The sequence below is a fragment of the Micromonospora sp. A3M-1-15 genome (assembly GCF_024213425.1).
Taxonomy (GTDB): Bacteria; Actinomycetota; Actinomycetes; order Mycobacteriales; family Micromonosporaceae; genus Micromonospora; species Micromonospora chersina.
Window position 1 is genome coordinate 918,162 of record NZ_JANAVK010000002.1, and the last position, 15,930, is coordinate 934,091.

Consider the following 15,930-nt stretch of genomic DNA (forward strand, 5'->3'; position numbering starts at 1 on the left):
GGAAGGAATCCATTGAGCGACACCACCGACGTGACGTCGGATGTTTCCAACGTCGCTGGCGATGCCACCACTGCCGCCCCCACACGCCGTCGGCGCAGCGGTACCGGCCTGTCGGCGATGCTGCTGCCTGAGCTCCAGAGCCTGGCCGCGTCGCTCGGTATCTCCGGTACGGCTCGCATGCGCAAGGGCGAGCTGATCAGTGCGATCACCGAGCGGCAGGGCGGCGCCGCCGCCGGAACCCCTCGACCGCGGGCCGAGGTCGCGGCCGCGGCCGCTCCCGCCCGCGAGGAGGTGCACGCCGAGGTCCGCGAGGAGCGGGCCGAGACCGAGCGGCGCACCGCCGAGCCGGCGCCGGCCGCCGAGGCGACCGAGGGCCGCACCCGCAGCCGCCGCTCGCGGGCGGCCACCACGGCCGCCGAGGCGCGGCCGGCCGAGACGCGCGTCGAGGAGGCTCCCGCCGAGACCGGCGAGCGGGCCGAGCGCGGCGAGCGGGCCGAGGGCCGGGGCCGTGAGCGGGCCGAGCGCGGCGGCGAGCGAGCCGAGCGCGGCGGCGAGCGGACCGAGCGCGGCGGCGAGCGGACCGAGCGCGGCGGCGAGCGGACCGAGCGCGGCGGCGAGCGGGCCGAGCGCGGTGGCGAGCGGGCCGAGCGCGGTGGCGAGCGGGCCGAGCGCGGTGAGCGTGGCGGTGACCGGGCCGAGCGCACCGATCGGGGCGAGCGTGGCGAGCGTGGCGAGCGCAACGAGCGCACCGACCGGGGCGAGCGCGGCGAGCGCAACGACCGGGGCGAGCGGGGCGACCGCAACGACCGGGGTGACCGCAACGACCGGGGTCAGCGCGCCGAGCGCAATGACGACGGTGACGACGACGGCGAGGGCGGCGGCCGGCGCGGCCGGCGCAGCCGGTTCCGGGACCGCCGGCGTGGCCGCGGCGAGCGCCCCGAGGGCGGCGACGGTGGCGGCCGCGAGCCGCAGGTCAGCGAGGACGATGTGCTCGTCCCGGTGGCCGGCATCATCGACGTGCTCGACAACTACGCCTTCGTCCGGACCACCGGCTACCTGGCCGGCCCGAACGACGTGTACGTCTCGATGTCCCAGATCAAGAAGTACGGCCTGCGCCGCGGCGACGCGATCACCGGCGCCGTGCGCGCCGGCGCCCGCGAGGGCGAGCAGCGGCGCGACAAGTACAACCCGCTGGTCCGGCTCGACACCATCAACGGGATGGAGCCGGACGAGGCCAAGCGCCGGCCGGAGTTCTACAAGCTCACTCCGCTGTACCCGCAGGAGCGGCTGCGGCTGGAGACCGAGCCGCACATCCTGACCACCCGGGTCATCGACCTGGTGATGCCGATCGGCAAGGGCCAGCGGGCGCTGATCGTCTCGCCGCCGAAGGCGGGTAAGACGATGGTGCTGCAGGCGATCGCGAACGCGATCACCCGCAACAACCCGGAGTGCCACCTGATGGTGGTGCTGGTGGACGAGCGGCCGGAAGAGGTCACCGACATGCAGCGGTCGGTGAAGGGCGAGGTCATCGCGGCCACGTTCGACCGTCCGCCGCAGGACCACACCACGGTGGCGGAGCTGGCGATCGAGCGGGCGAAGCGCCTGGTCGAGCTGGGCCACGACGTGGTCGTGCTGCTCGACTCGGTGACCCGGCTCGGCCGGTCGTACAACCTGGCGGCGCCGGCCAGCGGCCGGATCATGTCGGGTGGTATCGACTCCACCGCGCTCTACCCGCCGAAGCGCTTCCTGGGCGCGGCGCGGAACATCGAGAACGGTGGCTCGCTGACCATCCTCGCGACGGCGCTGGTGGAGACCGGCTCGATGGCCGACACGGTCATCTTCGAGGAGTTCAAGGGCACCGGCAACGCCGAGCTGAAGCTGGACCGGAAGATCGCCGACAAGCGGGTCTTCCCGGCGATCGACATCAACCCCTCCGGCACCCGCAAGGAGGAGGTCCTGCTCGCGCCGGAGGAGCTGGCGATCGTCCACAAGCTCCGCAAGGTGCTGCACTCGCTGGACTCGCAGGCGGCGCTCGACCTCCTGCTGGACCGGCTCAAGCAGTCCCGCACGAACATCGAGTTCCTGATGCAGATCGCGAAGTCCACACCGGGCGAGTGAGCTGAGGGATCTCCGACAGAGGGGCACGGCCTGCGGGCCGTGCCCCTCTGCGCGTACCGGGCAGGGGAGCGGATGAAGTTTTTCTTCGGTTAAGCCGGAGGGTATTGAAACTTCTGTTCAGTCTCGGGTTGACTGTGGTCCATGCGAATCCGCAGTCGATCCGCCCGTCTCGCCGGCGTCCTGCTGCTGACGCCGCTGCTCACCCTCACCGCTCCGGTCCCGCCCGGTGCGGCGGCGGCCGCGGCCGAGCCGCGTACCCCCGCCGAGGACGCCCCGGCGGCGTCCTCCCGTCCCGACTCCGCAGTCGCCCTCGTCGACGGGACCGGCCTGGAGCCGGCCGGCGGCCTGGAGACCGCGAAGACCAGCCGTCCGGTCGCCCCCGGACTCGACCTGACCTCCTTCGACAGGTACGACGCCGACGGCTGGCTGCGGGCCGACGCCCTCACGGCCGACCTCTCCGGCGGCGTCACCGTCGACTACGTCAACTCCGGCGCGGTCACCCGGGACGAGCCGCTGCGCGCGGCGGTGGACCGCTCCCGGGCGGTGGCCGCGGTCAACGGCGACTTCTTCGACATCAACAACTCCGGCGCGGCGCAGGGCATCGGCATCCGCTCCGGCGAACTGGTCCAGTCGCCGGTCGCCGGGCACACCAACGCCGCCGCGATCAGCGCCGAGGGACTCGGCCGGGTCGTCCAGGTCGGCTTCGAGGGCACCGCGAGCCTGCCCGCCGGGCCGGTGCCGTTGACCCAGTTCAACAACATGGTGCAGCGCGACGGCGTGGGTGTCTTCACCCCGCTCTGGGGCTCGTACACCCGGAACCGGGCCGTGGAGGGCGCCGCGCGGGTGGCCGAGGTGACGGTGACCGGCGGCCGGGTCGCGACCGTGGCCGGCACGGCGGGGGAGGGCCCGATCCCGGCCGGGACCACGGTGCTGCTCGGCCGGGAGGCCGGTGCCGACGCCCTCGCGGCGCTGCGCCCCGGCGACCCGGTCGACCTGACCTGGCGGCCGAAGGCGTCCGACGGCAGCAGCCCGCGCGCCGCGGTCGGCGGCGGCAGCGTGTTGGTCCGCGACGGCGTGGTGCAGGCCATCGCCGACCAGAGCCTCGCCCCGCGCACCTCGGTCGGGTTCTCCTCCGACGGACGCAAGATGATCATGTTGACCGTGGACGGCCGGCAGGTGGACAGCCGGGGCGTCACCCAGACCGAGATGGGCCGGATGATGGTCGAGCTGGGCGCGTGGAGCGCGCTCAACCTCGACGGCGGCGGCTCCTCGACGCTGCTGGCGCGGGAGCCCGGCGCGGCGGCCGTCCAGGTGGAGAACAGCCCCTCCGACGGCAGCGAGCGGCCGGTGCCGAACGGCCTGGCCATCTACGCGCCCCAGGGCAGCGGCCGGCTCACCGGCTACTGGCTGGAGACCGCGAGCGACCCGACCGCCGCGCCGGGCGTCGCCCCGATCCGCGGCGGCCGGCCGGACCGGGTCTTCCCCGGCCTCACCCGCCGGCTCACCGCGGCGGGTCACGACGAGACGTATGGTCCGGCCGCCGGCACGCCGTACTGGCGGGCCAACCCGGCCGCCCAGGGCACCGTGGACGACGGGGTGTTCCGGGCCGGCCGGCCCGGCCGCAGCACCGTCACCGCCTGGCGCGACGAGGCGCGCGGCACGCTCGACCTGACCGTGCTGGGTCCCCTCGCCCGCATCGACTCCACGGTGGACCGACTCGGCCTCAACCAGCAGGGCGACACCGGGCTGTTCGGCGTGGTCGGCTACGACGCGGAGGGGAACACCGCGCCGATCGAGCCGGCCGACCTGAAGCTGGAGTACGACGAGGAGCTCCTCGCCGTCACCCCCACCGCCGACGGCAACCTCTCCGTCCGGGCGCTCGGCGGCACCGGCGCCGCCCTGGTCACCGTGAAGGTCGGTGCGAGGACCACAGTCCTCCCGGTCACCATCGGGCTCACCGACGTGCCGGTGGCCGGCTTCGACGACGCCGCCTCCTGGAAGTTCAGCCAGGCGCGGGCCAGCGGCGCGGTCGCCCCGGCCGAGGGCCACACCGGCACCGGCCTGCGGATGTCGTACGACTTCAGCCAGTCCACCGGCACCCGCGCCGCGTACGCGGACCCGCCCGCCTGGATCGAGGTGCCCGGGCAGCCGCAGGCGTTCGGCATGTGGATCAAGGGCAACGGCACCGGTGAGTGGCCCAGCCTGCACCTGCACGACGCCCAGGACACCCAGTTCGTGCTGCGCGGCCCCTACCTGACCTGGACCGGCTGGCGCTACGTCGAGTTCACCGTCCCGCCCGGCGTGCAGTACCCGGTCCGGGTCCGCCGGTTCTACGTGGCCGAGACCGACCCGGCCAAGCAGTACAAGAGCGAGGTGGTCATCGACGACCTGGTGGCCCGGGTGCCCCCGACGGCGCACGCGCCGGAGGAGCCGAACATCACCGACCGGGTGGTGCTGCGCGACGGCACTGTGGACGGTGCGCCCTGGCGCTTCGCGGTCATGTCCGACGCCCAGTTCGTGGCCGCCAACCCGGACAGCGACCTGGTCGCCCAGGCCCGCCGCACGCTCCGCGAGATCCGCGCGGCGAAGCCGGACTTCCTGGTCATCGACGGGGACTTCGTGGACACCGCGTACCCGGCGGACTTCGCGCTGGCCAAGCGGATCCTGGACGAGGAGCTGGGCGGCGAGCTGCCGTACTACTACGTGCCCGGCAACCACGAGATCATGGGCGCCCCGATCGGCAACTTCCGGAACGTGTTCGGGGACACCTCGCGGGTCTTCGACCACCAGGGCACCCGGTTCGTCACCCTGAGCACGGCCACCGGCTCGCTGCGCGACGGCGGGTTCGACCAGGTGGAGCTGCTGCGGAAGACGCTCGACGCGGCGGCCGCCGACCCGGCGGTCGGCTCGGTCACCGTGCTCTTCCACCACCCGCCCCGCGACCCCAGCCCGGCCAAGGCCAGCCAGCTCGGCGACCGGAAGGAGGCCGCCCTCGTGGAGCAGTGGCTGGCCGACTTCCAGCACCGCACCGGCAAGGGCGCGCTCATGGTCAACGGGCACGTCGGCACGTTCCACGCCGACCGGGTGGACGGCGTGCCGTACGTGATCAACGGCAACTCGGGCAAGGACCCGTCCACCCCGGCCCAGCTCGGCGGCTTCACCGGCTGGACCGAGTTCGGCGTCGACCCGGTGACGCCGCAGGAGGCCGAGCAGGCCCGCCGGGACCCGCTCGCCGAGGGGCCGCGCTGGATCGCCGCGGAGTTCCACGCCCACGTCGACCGGCTCGCCCTGGCCGCACCGACCGAGGTCGCGGTCGGCGCGCCGGCCGCCGTCACGGCCACGCTCACCCAGCCCGCCGGCCGCACCGTCCCGGTGGCCGCCCCGGTCAGCGCGGACTGGTCCGGCTCGCCGAACCTGCACATCGGCGCCGCCGACGGGGTGAAGCCCTGGCACGTGGCCCGGTTCGACCCGGCGACCGGGCAGTTGACCGCGCTGCGCCCCGGCGGACAGGTGCTGCTCGCGGTCACCGTGAACGGCGTCCGCGCCGAGGCGACGGTGGCCCTCACGGCGGCGGCGGAGGCGCCCGCCGCCTGACCGGCCCCGGGGGCGCGGAAGGTGCGTCCGTGCCCCCGGACCGGTGGCCCCGCCGGCGGGCTCCTCGACCTGGGGGAGGAGCCCGCCGGCGGAGGCACGTCAGAAGTCGCCCTCGGCGACCTGGAAGACGGTCAGGCCGAGCGACCGCCACATCCGGACCACCTGCTGCCGGTCGTCGAAGACACCCACCACCCGGTACCGGTCCCGGATCTCCCGCTCGTAGATCTCCTGCTTGACCACGGCGTCCTTGCGGTGATCCCCGACGGCCCGCAGGTGCAGCGCCAGGTAGGGCACCGTCACGTGCCGGGCCAGCCAGGCCTCCGTGTCGGCCCGGGCGGTGGCGTCCCGGCCGGAGCAGAAGACCACCCCGTGCCCGGCCGCGTGCATGGCCCGCACCGCCGCGATGACCGCCCCGTTCGGCGCGTCCTCGCCGACCCGGGTCATGTCGTACGGGCTGCGCGACACGTTCAGCGCCACCGTGCCGTCGATGTCGACAAGCACGATGTCGGGGCGCTCGGCGCCCTCCCGCTCCACCCGCGCCGGGCCGCCGGTCCGGGCGGTCGGCACCGGCAGCGGCAGCGGCCGGTTCGCCAGGTAGCGCTCGTGCAGCCGGCGGATCGCCGCCTCGCCCACCCGGTCGGCCTCGGGGCGCGCGGCGTCCCGGCGAAGGCACTCCTCCAGCGGGACGTCGGTGAAGTCGTGCACCTCGAACGCCGCGCCGTGCCGGGCGGCCAGCTCGGCCCAGTCCCGCAGGGTGCGCGAGCGCAGGTTGGTGTCGTCCACGCAGACGCTCACCCGGGCCGCCAGCAGCGCCTCCACCTGGGCCCGCTGCGCCCGGCTGACCTGCCCCTCGGCCCACTGCGTGAAGAGCCGCTCGCCGTGCAGCATCCGGCGCAGGTCGTCCCGGTTGACCCGGACCACGCCGGGCTGGAGCCGGCGGGCGAAGGTGGTCTTTCCGGAAGCGGGCAGCCCGCGGGTGGCGATCAGGCGGAACATCCCGTACCTCCCGTTCATCCCTCGGCCACTCCACGAATGCCCGCGCGGCGCGCGGGAATGCGTACGGGGCGGTGAGCGTTGCGCCTGCCGGACCTGGTGTGCGGCCCGCTCGACGGGTCGGTGGAAGCCCATGGCACACTGGTCAATCGGCCACCGGTTCCGGTTCACGCCCGAGCCCGTCGAGACGACGGGGAGCACGACGGCGACCCGGCGACCACCGACGAAAGGACCGAGGCGACATGAAGCCCAACATCCACCCGGAGTACGTGACCACCGAGGTCCGCTGCTCCTGCGGCAACTCCTTCACGACCCGCAGCACCGCCAAGGGCGGTTCGATCAGCGTCGAGACCTGCAGCGCCTGCCACCCGTTCTACACGGGCAAGCAGCGCGTCCTGGACACCGCCGGTCGGGTCGCGAAGTTCCAGCAGAAGTACGCCAAGGTTCAGGCCAAGAAGGCCAAGTAGCTCCGTCGACGACGCCCGTGTCCGGCTCTGTGCCGGGCGCGGGCGTTCGTCCGTTTCCGCCCACTTCCGTCCCTCCCCGCCCGGTCCCCGTCGAAGGAGCACCCGCAGCATGAGCAGTGAGCGCCTGGCCGCCCTCCTCGACGAGTACGCCGAGCTGGAGCAGCGGCTGGCCGACCCCGCCATCCACGCCGACCAGGGCGCCGCCCGACGGGTCGGCCGGCGCTACGCGGAGCTGGTCCCGCTGCACAAGGCCGCCGGCGAGCTGGAGCAGGCCCGGGCCGACCTGGCCGCCGCCCGCGAGCTGGCCGCCGAGGACCCGGCCTTCGCCGCCGAGGCGGAGGCGATCGCGGCGTCCCTGCCGGCGCTGGAGGAGAGGCTGGCCGAGCTGCTCATCCCGCGCGACCCGCACGACGCCAAGGACGTCATCGTCGAGATCAAGGCCGGCGAGGGCGGCGAGGAGTCGGCGCTGTTCGCCGGCGACCTGCTGCGGATGTACACCCGCTACGCCGAGCGGCACGGCTGGGTCACCGAGGTGATCGACGCGCAGGACTCCGACCTCGGCGGGGTCAAGGACGTCTCCCTGGCGATCAAGACCAAGGGCGTGCCGGACGGCGGCAACGGGGTCTGGTCCCGGCTCAAGTGGGAGGGCGGCGTGCACCGGGTGCAGCGCGTCCCGGTGACCGAGTCGCAGGGCCGGATCCACACCAGCGCGGCCGGCGTGCTGGTGCTGCCCGAGGCCGAGGACGTGGACGTCACCATCGACCCGAACGACCTGCGGATCGACGTGTTCCGCTCGTCCGGGCCGGGCGGCCAGTCGGTCAACACCACCGACTCGGCGGTCCGGATCACCCACGTGCCCACCGGCATCGTGGTCTCCTGCCAGAACGAGAAGTCGCAGCTGCAGAACCGCGAGCAGGCCATGCGCATCCTGCGGGCCCGGCTGCTGGCCGCCGCCCAGGAGCAGGCCGACGCGGCCGCCTCGGACGCCCGCAAGGCGCAGGTGCGCACCGTGGACCGGTCGGAGCGGATCCGCACCTACAACTTCCCGCAGAACCGGATCACCGACCACCGGATCGGCTACACGGCGTACAACCTCGACCTGGCGCTGGCCGGCGAGCTGGACGGGGTGCTCGACGCGCTGACCGAGGCCGACCGCGCGGCCCGCCTGGCCGGGGAGACGGAACTCAGCCGCCGCTGACCGGCCCCGCGTCAGCAGGCGCGCAGACGGTCCTTGGCGCGCAGCATCTCGCGGTCGGCCAGCTCGAAGGCGGCGCCCAGCGCCTCCCGGACGCTCACCCCGGTGCCCCCGTCGACCTCGGCGAAGCCGATGCTCACCCCGACCGGGGTGCCGGGGACCAGCGACTCCCAGTCCTCGGTGTGGACGGCGGCCTGGATCCGCCGGGCCACCTCGGCCGCCTCCGCCATGCCGGTCTCGGGCAGCACCACGACGAACTCGTCGCCGCCGTAGCGGGACACGAAGTCGCCCCGCCGCATCACCCGGTTGATCACCCCGGCGATCCGTTGCAGCACCAGGTCGCCCGAGTGGTGCCCGTGCCGGGTGTTCACGGCCTTGAACCCGTCCAGGTCGCAGACAGCGATCACGACCCGTTCGCCCCGGGCCACCACCGCGCCGATGTAGCGCTCCAGCCGGCGCCGGTTGGGCAGCCCGGTGAGCGGGTCGGTCAGCGCCTCGCCCTCGTACCGGGCGGCCTCGCGGCGCATCTCCTCGTGGTCGATCCGGGCGGCGATGCCGTCGATGTAGACGTCCCGCAGCCGGTCGCTGCGCTGCGCGGCCAGCCGGAACGCGTGCCGGTCGGCCCGGTGCGCGGCGGCGTGGTCACCGGCCCGGGCCAGCGCCACGCTGCGCAGCCGGGGCGCCTCGGCGGCGCCCAGCGTCTCCTCGGAGACCCGGATGGTGTCCAGCCGGGCGACCGCCTCGATGGGGCGGCCCTCGGCGACGGCCAGGCAGACCTGGCCGAGCTGGCGCAGGTCGCGGGCGCGGGCGCTGTCCCCGCCGTGCCCGAGCAGGCGGGCCGGGTCGGCGTCCCCGCCGGAGTCGACCCGGTCGCCGAGCGCCGCCCGGCGGGCGGCGGCGTAGCCGTAGGCGGCCAGGCTGCTCGGCCGCAGGTTCCCGGCCCGGCCGCTGCGCAGGAAGCGGGCGAGGTCGCCGGCCACGTCCCGGAGCACGCGCAGGCAGCCGTCGCTGTCGCCGTTGTGGTCCAGCGCCACGGCGTTGCGCAGCCGGATGCCGGGCGCGGCGAAGGTCTCCTCGGGGATGCCCGCGGTCAGCCCCACCTGGCGGGCGCGCTCGATCGCGCCGAGCGCGTGGCCGTGGAAGCTCAGGTAGGAGTAGGCCATGGCCAGGTCGTGCCAGCCCCAGGCGGTGTCCCGGTCGGGGTCGTCGTCGGCGCTCAGCGCCCGGGCCGCCCGGACCAGGTGCGTGACGCAGCGGTCCAGCGCGCCCTGGTGGTGGGCGGCGAGCGCGGCGAGGGCGTTGAGGTGCCCGTGCAGGTACGGCTCGGCCAGGTCCCGGACGGCGGCGGACGCCTCCTCGATGGCCCGGGTGAACTCCGCCGTCCGACCGAGATTGATCAGCGCGGAGAGGCGCTGCACCAGCGCGTCGGCCCGCGCGCACGGGTCCGTGGTGGTGCGGATGACCCGGTCCAGCAGGGCGCACGCCTCCGCCGAGCGGCTGGCCTCCTGCAACGCCCGGGCGCGCCGGAGGGCGTCAACCTGGTCCTCGACCCGGTCGAGCCAACCCACTCGCGACCTCCCTGTGTGTGCGTCCGGACGCACCCGCTCGTGAGGTGACCCGCGACGCTTCATGATTATGTCGTGACCTCCCTACCGCAACACCCGTCCGAAGGGTCAGAACGCGAGCGCCCCTCGCGGGCGGTCGCCCGGGCGGCCCGGGCCCTGGCGGCGGCGGGCGTCGAGGCGCCCCGCGCGGAGGCCGAGCTGCTGGCCGCGTACGTGCTGGAGGTGCCGCGCGGCCGGCTGGCGCTGGCCGACGGCCTGACCCCGGCGCAGCGCGACCGCCTCGACACGCTTGTCGACCGGCGGGTGGCCCGGGAACCCCTCCAGCACCTCACCGGCGCCGCCGGCTTCCGGCACCTGGAACTGGCGGTCGGCCCGGGCGTCTTCGTGCCCCGGCCGGAGACCGAACTGCTCGCGGGCTGGGGGATCGAGCAGGCGCGCCGCCGGCCCGCGCCGGTGGTCGTCGACCTGTGCAGCGGGTCCGGCGCGATCGCCCTGGCGGTCGCCCAGGAGCTGCCGTCGGCCCGGGTCGTGGCGGTGGAACGCTCGCCGGCGGCGCTGGACTGGCTGCGCCGCAACGCCGCCGGGCGGGCCGCCGCCGGGGACCGGCCGATCGAGGTGGTCGCCGCCGACGTCACCGACCCGGGGCTGCTCGCCGACCTGGTGGGCCGGGTCGACGTGCTGCTCTGCAACCCGCCGTACGTGCCCCGGTCGGTGGTGGTGGCACCCGAGGTGGCCGGCCACGACCCGGACGAGGCGGTGTTCGGCGGCGCGGACGGGCTGGACGTGATCCGCCCGGTGGTGGGCCGGGCCGCCGCGCTGCTGCGCCCGGGCGGGGTGCTCGGCGTCGAGCACGACGACACCCACGCCACGGCGGTGCCCGCGCTCCTCGCCGCCGACGGCCGCTACGAGCGGGTCGAGGAGCACCGTGACCTGGTCGGGCGGCCCCGGTACGCGACCGCGTCCCGCCGGGCGGACGGCCACCACGCCGACACCGGCCCGGCGTGGCAGACTGGCTCCTCGTGATGCTCTACGACTGTCGGTCGCCCGCCGACCGGGACCGCGGCATCGCCGCTGCGATCGAGGCGGTCAAGAACGGGGAACTCGTCGTCCTGCCGACCGACACGGTCTACGGCATCGGCGCCGACGCCTTCACCCCGTACGCGGTGAAGGCCCTCGCCGACGCCAAGGGCGGCGCCCGGCAGGCGCCCCCGGTGCTGATCGGTTCCCGGCACACCCTCGACGGCCTGGTCTTCTCGCTGCCCCGCTCGGCCCGCGAACTGGTCGAGGCGTTCTGGCCGGGCGCGCTGACCATCGTGGTGGAGCACTCGCCGAGCCTGGCCTGGGACCTGGGCGACTCCAGCGGCACGGTGGCGGTGCGGATGCCGCTGCACCCGGTGGCGCTGGAGGTGCTGCGGGAGACCGGCCCGATGGCGGTGGCCTCGGCCAACAAGGTCGGCCAGCCGGCCGCGCTCACCGCCGAGGAGGCCCGCGACCAGCTCGGCTACGGCGTCCGGGCCTACCTGGAGGCCGGCCCGGCGCCGGACCCGGTGCCCAGCACCATCGTCGACCTGACCGGCGAGGTGCCCCGGGTGCTGCGCCAGGGCGCGGTGAGCCTGGAGAAGCTGCGCGACGTGGTGCCGGACATCCTCGACGAGCGGGGGGTCTGAGTGCCCCCGTTCACCGTCCTGCACGTCTGCATGGGCAACATCTGCCGGTCCCCGATGGCCGAGCGGCTGCTGGTGCTCGCCGTCCGGGAGCGGCTGGGCCGGCTCGGCGTCGACCCGGCCCGCTCGGACGAGCTGGTGCACAGCCACAGCGCCGGCACCGGCGGCTGGCACGCCGGCGAGGAGATGAACCCGCCGGCCGCCCGGCAGGTGACCTCCCGCGGCGGCGCGGTGGACGGGTTCGCCGCCCGGCGGCTGCGCTCCGACCTCATCGACGCCGCCGACCTGGTCCTCACCGCCACCGCCGACCAGCACGAGTACGTGGTGGCGCTGCGCCCGGACGCCGCCGCGCGCACCTTCGTGCTGGGCGAGTTCGGCCGGCTCCTCGGCACGGTGGACCGGGGCGGGCTGCCGCCCGTGGAGGCCACCCCGGAGGCGGTGTACGCCCGGGGCGTGGCGCTGGTCGAGGCGGCGGACGCGGCCCGGCAGGGCAGCACCACGCTGCCCACCGACGACCTCGACGACCCCTGGGGCCGGGGCGACCAGTGCTTCAGCCGGGTGGCCGACGAGATCGAGGAGACCGTCCAGCCGCTGGCCGCCGCGCTCCTTCCCTGAGGTTCATCCTTTCTCGCGAACTTCCTGCGCGTTTCGTCGAAGATTGCGGCGAAACCGCCGATTCCGGTCATTCTGAACGGGTCCGTACGGCCGGCTCCTGCGGGGAGAGCTGATGAACCGGGCCCATCTCAACAAGCTGTTCACCGTCCTGCTCGCCGGCGTGCTCGCCGGGCTGGCCCTGGGCGCCGCCGCGCTTCCGGCGGCGCTCGTCTTCGGGCTCGGCTTCAAGAACCTGATGCCCTACGCCGCGCTGCCGGAGTCGCTGAAGGCGCCGCAGCCGGCCCAGCGCTCCAACCTGTACGCCAGCGACGGCCGCACCCTGATCACCTCCTTCTACGTGGAGGACCGGGTGGACGTGCCGGTCGGCGAGGTGGCGCCGGTGATGCGGCAGGCCATCGTGGCCGCCGAGGACGTCCGGTTCTACCAGCACCACGGCGTCGACGTGCGCGGCGTGGCGCGCGCCTTCACGGCCAACCGGCGGGACGGCACCCGGCAGGGCGCCTCCACGCTGACCATGCAGTACGTCCGCAACGCGCTGGCCGGTGACCCCCGGCTGACCGAGGAGCAGCGGGCCCGCGCCACCGAGATCACCGTCGGCCGGAAGATCCGCGAGATGCGGTACGCGCTGGCCCTGGAACGCCGGATCAGCAAGGACGAGATCCTCGGGCGCTACCTGAACATCGCCTACTTCGGCGCCGGCGCGTACGGCATCGCGGCGGCCAGCAAGCGCTACTTCTCCACCACGCCGGCCCAGCTCACCCTGGCCCAGGCGGCACTGCTCGCCGGGCTGGTCCGCTCACCGGACACCGACGACCCGATCAACGGCGACGCCGACGCGGCGCTGGGCCGCCGGGCGTACGTGCTGGACCGGATGGTGGAGACCGGCCAGGTGGCCGAGGCGGACGCGGCCCGGGCCAAGGGCGAGCAGCTCAACCTCAAGCCCAGCGCCACCCCCAACGACTGCACCGCGGTGCCCGCCGAGCACAACGACTGGGGCTTCTTCTGCGACTGGTTCACGCAGTGGTGGAACGCCCAGCCCGCGTTCGGCAAGACGGCGGACGAGCGGCAGCGCACGCTGCGCCGGGGTGGCTGGTCGATCGTGTCCTCGCTCGACCCGGACGTGCAGGCCAAGGCCACCGAGCAGGTGCTGCGGATCTATCCGGTCACCAACCAGCGGGCCGCGCCGACCGCGGTGGTGCAGCCGGGCACCGGGCGGGTGCTGGCCATGGCGGTGAACCGCAACTACAGCGTGGCCCCGAACCCGGACGCCCGGCAGAACCACCCGAACACGGTCAACCAGCTGGTCGCCGGCGGCGCGGGCATCGAGGGCTACCAGGCCGGCTCGACCTTCAAGCTCTTCGCCCTGCTCGCCGCGCTGGAGTCCGGGCTGCCATTGAGCACCGAATTCGACGCGCCCGGCGTCTACGTCACGAAGTATCCGATCGACGGCGGCCCGGCGAGCTGCGGCGGCCACTGGTGCCCGGAGAACGCCAACCCGGTCTGGATGGACGGCGACCGCACCATGTGGGACGCGTTCGGCCGGTCGGTGAACACCTACTTCGCCTGGCTGACCGAGCGGGTCGGCGCGGACCGGGTGGTGGAGATGGCCGAGCGGCTGGGCATCGTGTTCCGCTCGCCCGAGGACGCCAAGCTGGCCCGGGACGGCGCGAAGAACTGGGGGCCGTTCACCCTCGGCGTCTCCTCCACCACCCCGCTCGACCTGGCCAACGCGTACGCCACGGTGGCCGCCGAGGGGACCTGGTGCCGGCCCACCCCGATCGCCTCGATCACCGACCCCACCGGGCAGAAGATCGCGGCCGGCAACCCGGACTGCCGCCAGGTGCTCGACACCGAGGTGGCCCGGGCGGCGGCGGACGCCTCCCGCTGCCCGGTCGGTGACCAGTCGATGTACCGGCGGTGCAACGGCGGCACCGCCGAGCAGCTGGCGCCCGGCCTGCGCCGCCCGCTGGCCGGCAAGACCGGCAGCTCGGAGCGGAACGCCACGGAGACCGTGGTCGCCTTCACCCCGCAGCTCTCCGTGGCCACCATCGCCGCGAACCCGGACGACCCCCGGGACGCCGTCGGCGGCGGGGTCCAGGTCCGCCAGATCGAGGCCGTGGGCCGCCTCCTCGCGTGGGCCCTGCGGGACCAGCCGGTCCTGGACTTCGTCCCGCCGGGCCAGACCGTCGCCTTCGAGCGGACCAGCCCCCGCACCGGCGACTGAGGGGGTCAGTGGTGGCCGCGGCGTTCGGCGCCGCGGGCGATGTTGCGGGCCATGCCGCCGAAGACGACGGCGTGGAACGGGGCGACCGAGGCCCAGTAGAGGTGGCCGGGGAGGCCGTGCGGGAGGAACACGGCGCGCTGGACGTAGCGGCTGTGGCCGTCGCCGGCCGGCTCGACGCGCATCTCCAGCCAGGCCCGGCCGGGCAGCCGCATCTCGGCGCGCAGCCGCAGCAGCTCGCCCGGCACGATCTCCTCGACCCGCCAGAAGTCCAGCGCCTCGCCGACCTGGAGGTGGTGCGGGTCGCGCCGGCCCCGGCGCAGCCCCACCCCGCCGACCAGCCGGTCCAACCAGCCCCGGACCGACCAGGCCAGTGGGAACGAGTACCAGCCGTGCTCGCCGCCGACCCCCTCGACGACCCGCCACAGCGCGGCCGTCGGGGCGTCCACCGCCCGTTCCCGCACGTCGGTGTACGCCGTCCCACCCGACCACCGCGGATCGGTGGGCAGCGGCTCGGCCGGGGCGTCCGGCCCGCTCGCGGTCGACCACCGGGTCTCGACCTGGCCGTCGCGGACCTTCGCCAGCGCCAGGGCCACCGCCTCGTCGAAGCCGGTCAGCCCGCCCGGCGGGTCCGGCACGTACCGGGCGATGTCGTGCTCGTGGGCGACCGCCTCGTGGACCAGGCTCTCCACCAGCGGCCGGGCGATCGAGTTCGGCACCGGCGTCACCCAGCCGACCCAGTGCGAGGAGAGCGACGGGGTCAGCGGCCGCACCGGCAGGATGATCCGCCGGCGCAGGCCGGCCACCCGCGCGTACCGCTGCATCATGTCCTGGAAGGTCAGCACCTCCGGGCCGCCGATGTCGAAGCCCCGGTTCACCTCGGGCGGCAGGTCCGCGCAGCCGACCAGGTAGCGCAGCACGTCACGGACGGCGATCGGCTGGATCCGGTTGCGCACCCAGCGCGGCGTGACCATGCCCGGCAGCCGCTCGGTCAGATAGCGCAGCATCTCGAACGAGGCCGAGCCGGACCCGATGATCACGGCGGCCCGCAGCACCGCGGCCGGCACCCCGCTGGCCAGCAGGATCCGGCCGACCTCCGCGCGGGACCGCAGGTGCGGCGACGGAACCTTCCGGTCCGCCGCCGGCTCCGGCCCGCCCAGGTAGACGATCCGGCGTACGCCGGCGGCGCGGGCCGCCTCGGCGAAGTTCACCGCGGCCTCCCGGTCGGCCGCCTCGAAGCCGCGCTGGCCGAGCGAGTGGACCAGGTAGTACGCCACGTCCACGCCCTCGAACGCGGCCGGCAGCGTCTCCGGTTTCCGCAGGTCGCCCTCGGCGATCTCGGTCCGGGACGCCCACGGCACGTCGCGCAGCCGCCCCGCCTTGCGGGCCAGGCAGCGGACGGTGTGCCCGTCGGCCAGCAGCCGGGGCGCGAGGCGGCCACCGATGTAACCCGTGGCGCCGGTGACGAGGCATCTCACGGCTTCCAGTCTGGGGCTCC

The 15,930-nt window shown here is 74.8% G+C and carries 11 protein-coding genes; 8 read left to right on the forward strand and 3 right to left on the reverse strand.

Annotated elements, in window-relative coordinates; all coding sequences use genetic code 11:
* The first annotated feature begins 12 nt into the window (after positions 1-12).
* Positions 13-2,118, forward strand: a complete 2,106-nt coding sequence (gene rho / locus NLX85_RS14100; RefSeq protein ID WP_254335160.1) for a transcription termination factor Rho — start codon at positions 13-15, stop codon at positions 2,116-2,118.
* Positions 2,119-2,259: 141 nt separating this feature from the next.
* Positions 2,260-5,712 carry a phosphodiester glycosidase family protein gene (locus NLX85_RS14105; RefSeq protein ID WP_254335167.1) on the forward strand — a complete coding sequence of 1,151 codons (3,453 nt, stop codon included), beginning with the start codon at positions 2,260-2,262 and terminating at the stop codon, positions 5,710-5,712.
* Positions 5,713-5,811: 99 nt separating this feature from the next.
* Here the strand turns inward: NLX85_RS14105 and NLX85_RS14110 are convergent, their stop codons facing one another.
* Positions 5,812-6,708, reverse strand: a complete 897-nt coding sequence (locus tag NLX85_RS14110; protein ID WP_254335169.1) for an AAA family ATPase — start codon at positions 6,706-6,708, stop codon at positions 5,812-5,814.
* Positions 6,709-6,947: 239 nt separating this feature from the next.
* Between NLX85_RS14110 and rpmE the strand changes: the two genes are divergently transcribed.
* Together rpmE and prfA are read left to right on the forward strand one after the other, a co-directional pair.
* Positions 6,948-7,172, forward strand: a complete 225-nt coding sequence (gene rpmE, locus NLX85_RS14115; RefSeq protein WP_254335171.1) for a 50S ribosomal protein L31 — start codon at positions 6,948-6,950, stop codon at positions 7,170-7,172.
* Between the two features lie 109 nt (positions 7,173-7,281).
* Positions 7,282-8,370, forward strand: a complete 1,089-nt coding sequence (gene prfA / locus NLX85_RS14120) for a peptide chain release factor 1 (RefSeq protein WP_254335173.1) — start codon at positions 7,282-7,284, stop codon at positions 8,368-8,370.
* A gap of 11 nt (positions 8,371-8,381) precedes the next feature.
* Here prfA and NLX85_RS14125 read toward each other — a convergent pair whose 3' ends face one another.
* Positions 8,382-9,935 (reverse strand): diguanylate cyclase, encoded by a 1,554-nt coding sequence (locus NLX85_RS14125; RefSeq protein WP_254335175.1) that lies wholly within the window; start codon positions 9,933-9,935, stop codon positions 8,382-8,384.
* Positions 9,936-10,007: 72 nt separating this feature from the next.
* Between NLX85_RS14125 and prmC the strand changes: the two genes are divergently transcribed.
* The 4 genes from prmC to NLX85_RS14145 all read left to right on the forward strand — a co-directional run bounded on the left by prmC (position 10,008) and on the right by NLX85_RS14145 (position 14,435).
* Positions 10,008-10,955 (forward strand): peptide chain release factor N(5)-glutamine methyltransferase, encoded by a 948-nt coding sequence (gene prmC, locus NLX85_RS14130; RefSeq protein ID WP_254335177.1) that lies wholly within the window; start codon positions 10,008-10,010, stop codon positions 10,953-10,955.
* Positions 10,955-11,599, forward strand: coding sequence for an L-threonylcarbamoyladenylate synthase (locus NLX85_RS14135; RefSeq protein WP_091322297.1), 645 nt, complete (start codon positions 10,955-10,957; stop codon positions 11,597-11,599). Before prmC ends, NLX85_RS14135 begins: the two co-directional genes overlap by 1 nt.
* A complete protein-coding gene (locus NLX85_RS14140; protein ID WP_254335179.1) occupies positions 11,600-12,211 on the forward strand; it encodes a phosphotyrosine protein phosphatase in 612 nt (203 codons plus the stop codon). It abuts the gene before it with no gap.
* 112 nt (positions 12,212-12,323) lie between these two features.
* Positions 12,324-14,435, forward strand: a complete 2,112-nt coding sequence (locus NLX85_RS14145) for a transglycosylase domain-containing protein (protein WP_254335181.1) — start codon at positions 12,324-12,326, stop codon at positions 14,433-14,435.
* Between the two features lie 5 nt (positions 14,436-14,440).
* Here the strand turns inward: NLX85_RS14145 and NLX85_RS14150 are convergent, their stop codons facing one another.
* Positions 14,441-15,910: an SDR family oxidoreductase gene (locus tag NLX85_RS14150; protein ID WP_254335183.1), complete on the reverse strand. Its 1,470-nt coding sequence runs from the start codon at positions 15,908-15,910 to the stop codon at positions 14,441-14,443.
* Positions 15,911-15,930 lie beyond the last annotated feature (20 nt).

What these genes read in the sequence shown, in the direction of transcription:
- NLX85_RS14105 (WP_254335167.1), top strand. Translation starts at nt 2,260, where the DNA reads ATGCGAATCCGCAGTCGATCCGCCCGTCTCGCCGGCGTCCTGCTGCTG.
- NLX85_RS14110 (WP_254335169.1), bottom strand. Translation starts at nt 6,708, where the DNA reads ATGTTCCGCCTGATCGCCACCCGCGGGCTGCCCGCTTCCGGAAAGACC.
- rpmE (WP_254335171.1), top strand. Translation starts at nt 6,948, where the DNA reads ATGAAGCCCAACATCCACCCGGAGTACGTGACCACCGAGGTCCGCTGC.
- prfA (WP_254335173.1), top strand. Translation starts at nt 7,282, where the DNA reads ATGAGCAGTGAGCGCCTGGCCGCCCTCCTCGACGAGTACGCCGAGCTG.
- NLX85_RS14135 (WP_091322297.1), top strand. Translation starts at nt 10,955, where the DNA reads ATGCTCTACGACTGTCGGTCGCCCGCCGACCGGGACCGCGGCATCGCC.
- NLX85_RS14145 (WP_254335181.1), top strand. Translation starts at nt 12,324, where the DNA reads ATGAACCGGGCCCATCTCAACAAGCTGTTCACCGTCCTGCTCGCCGGC.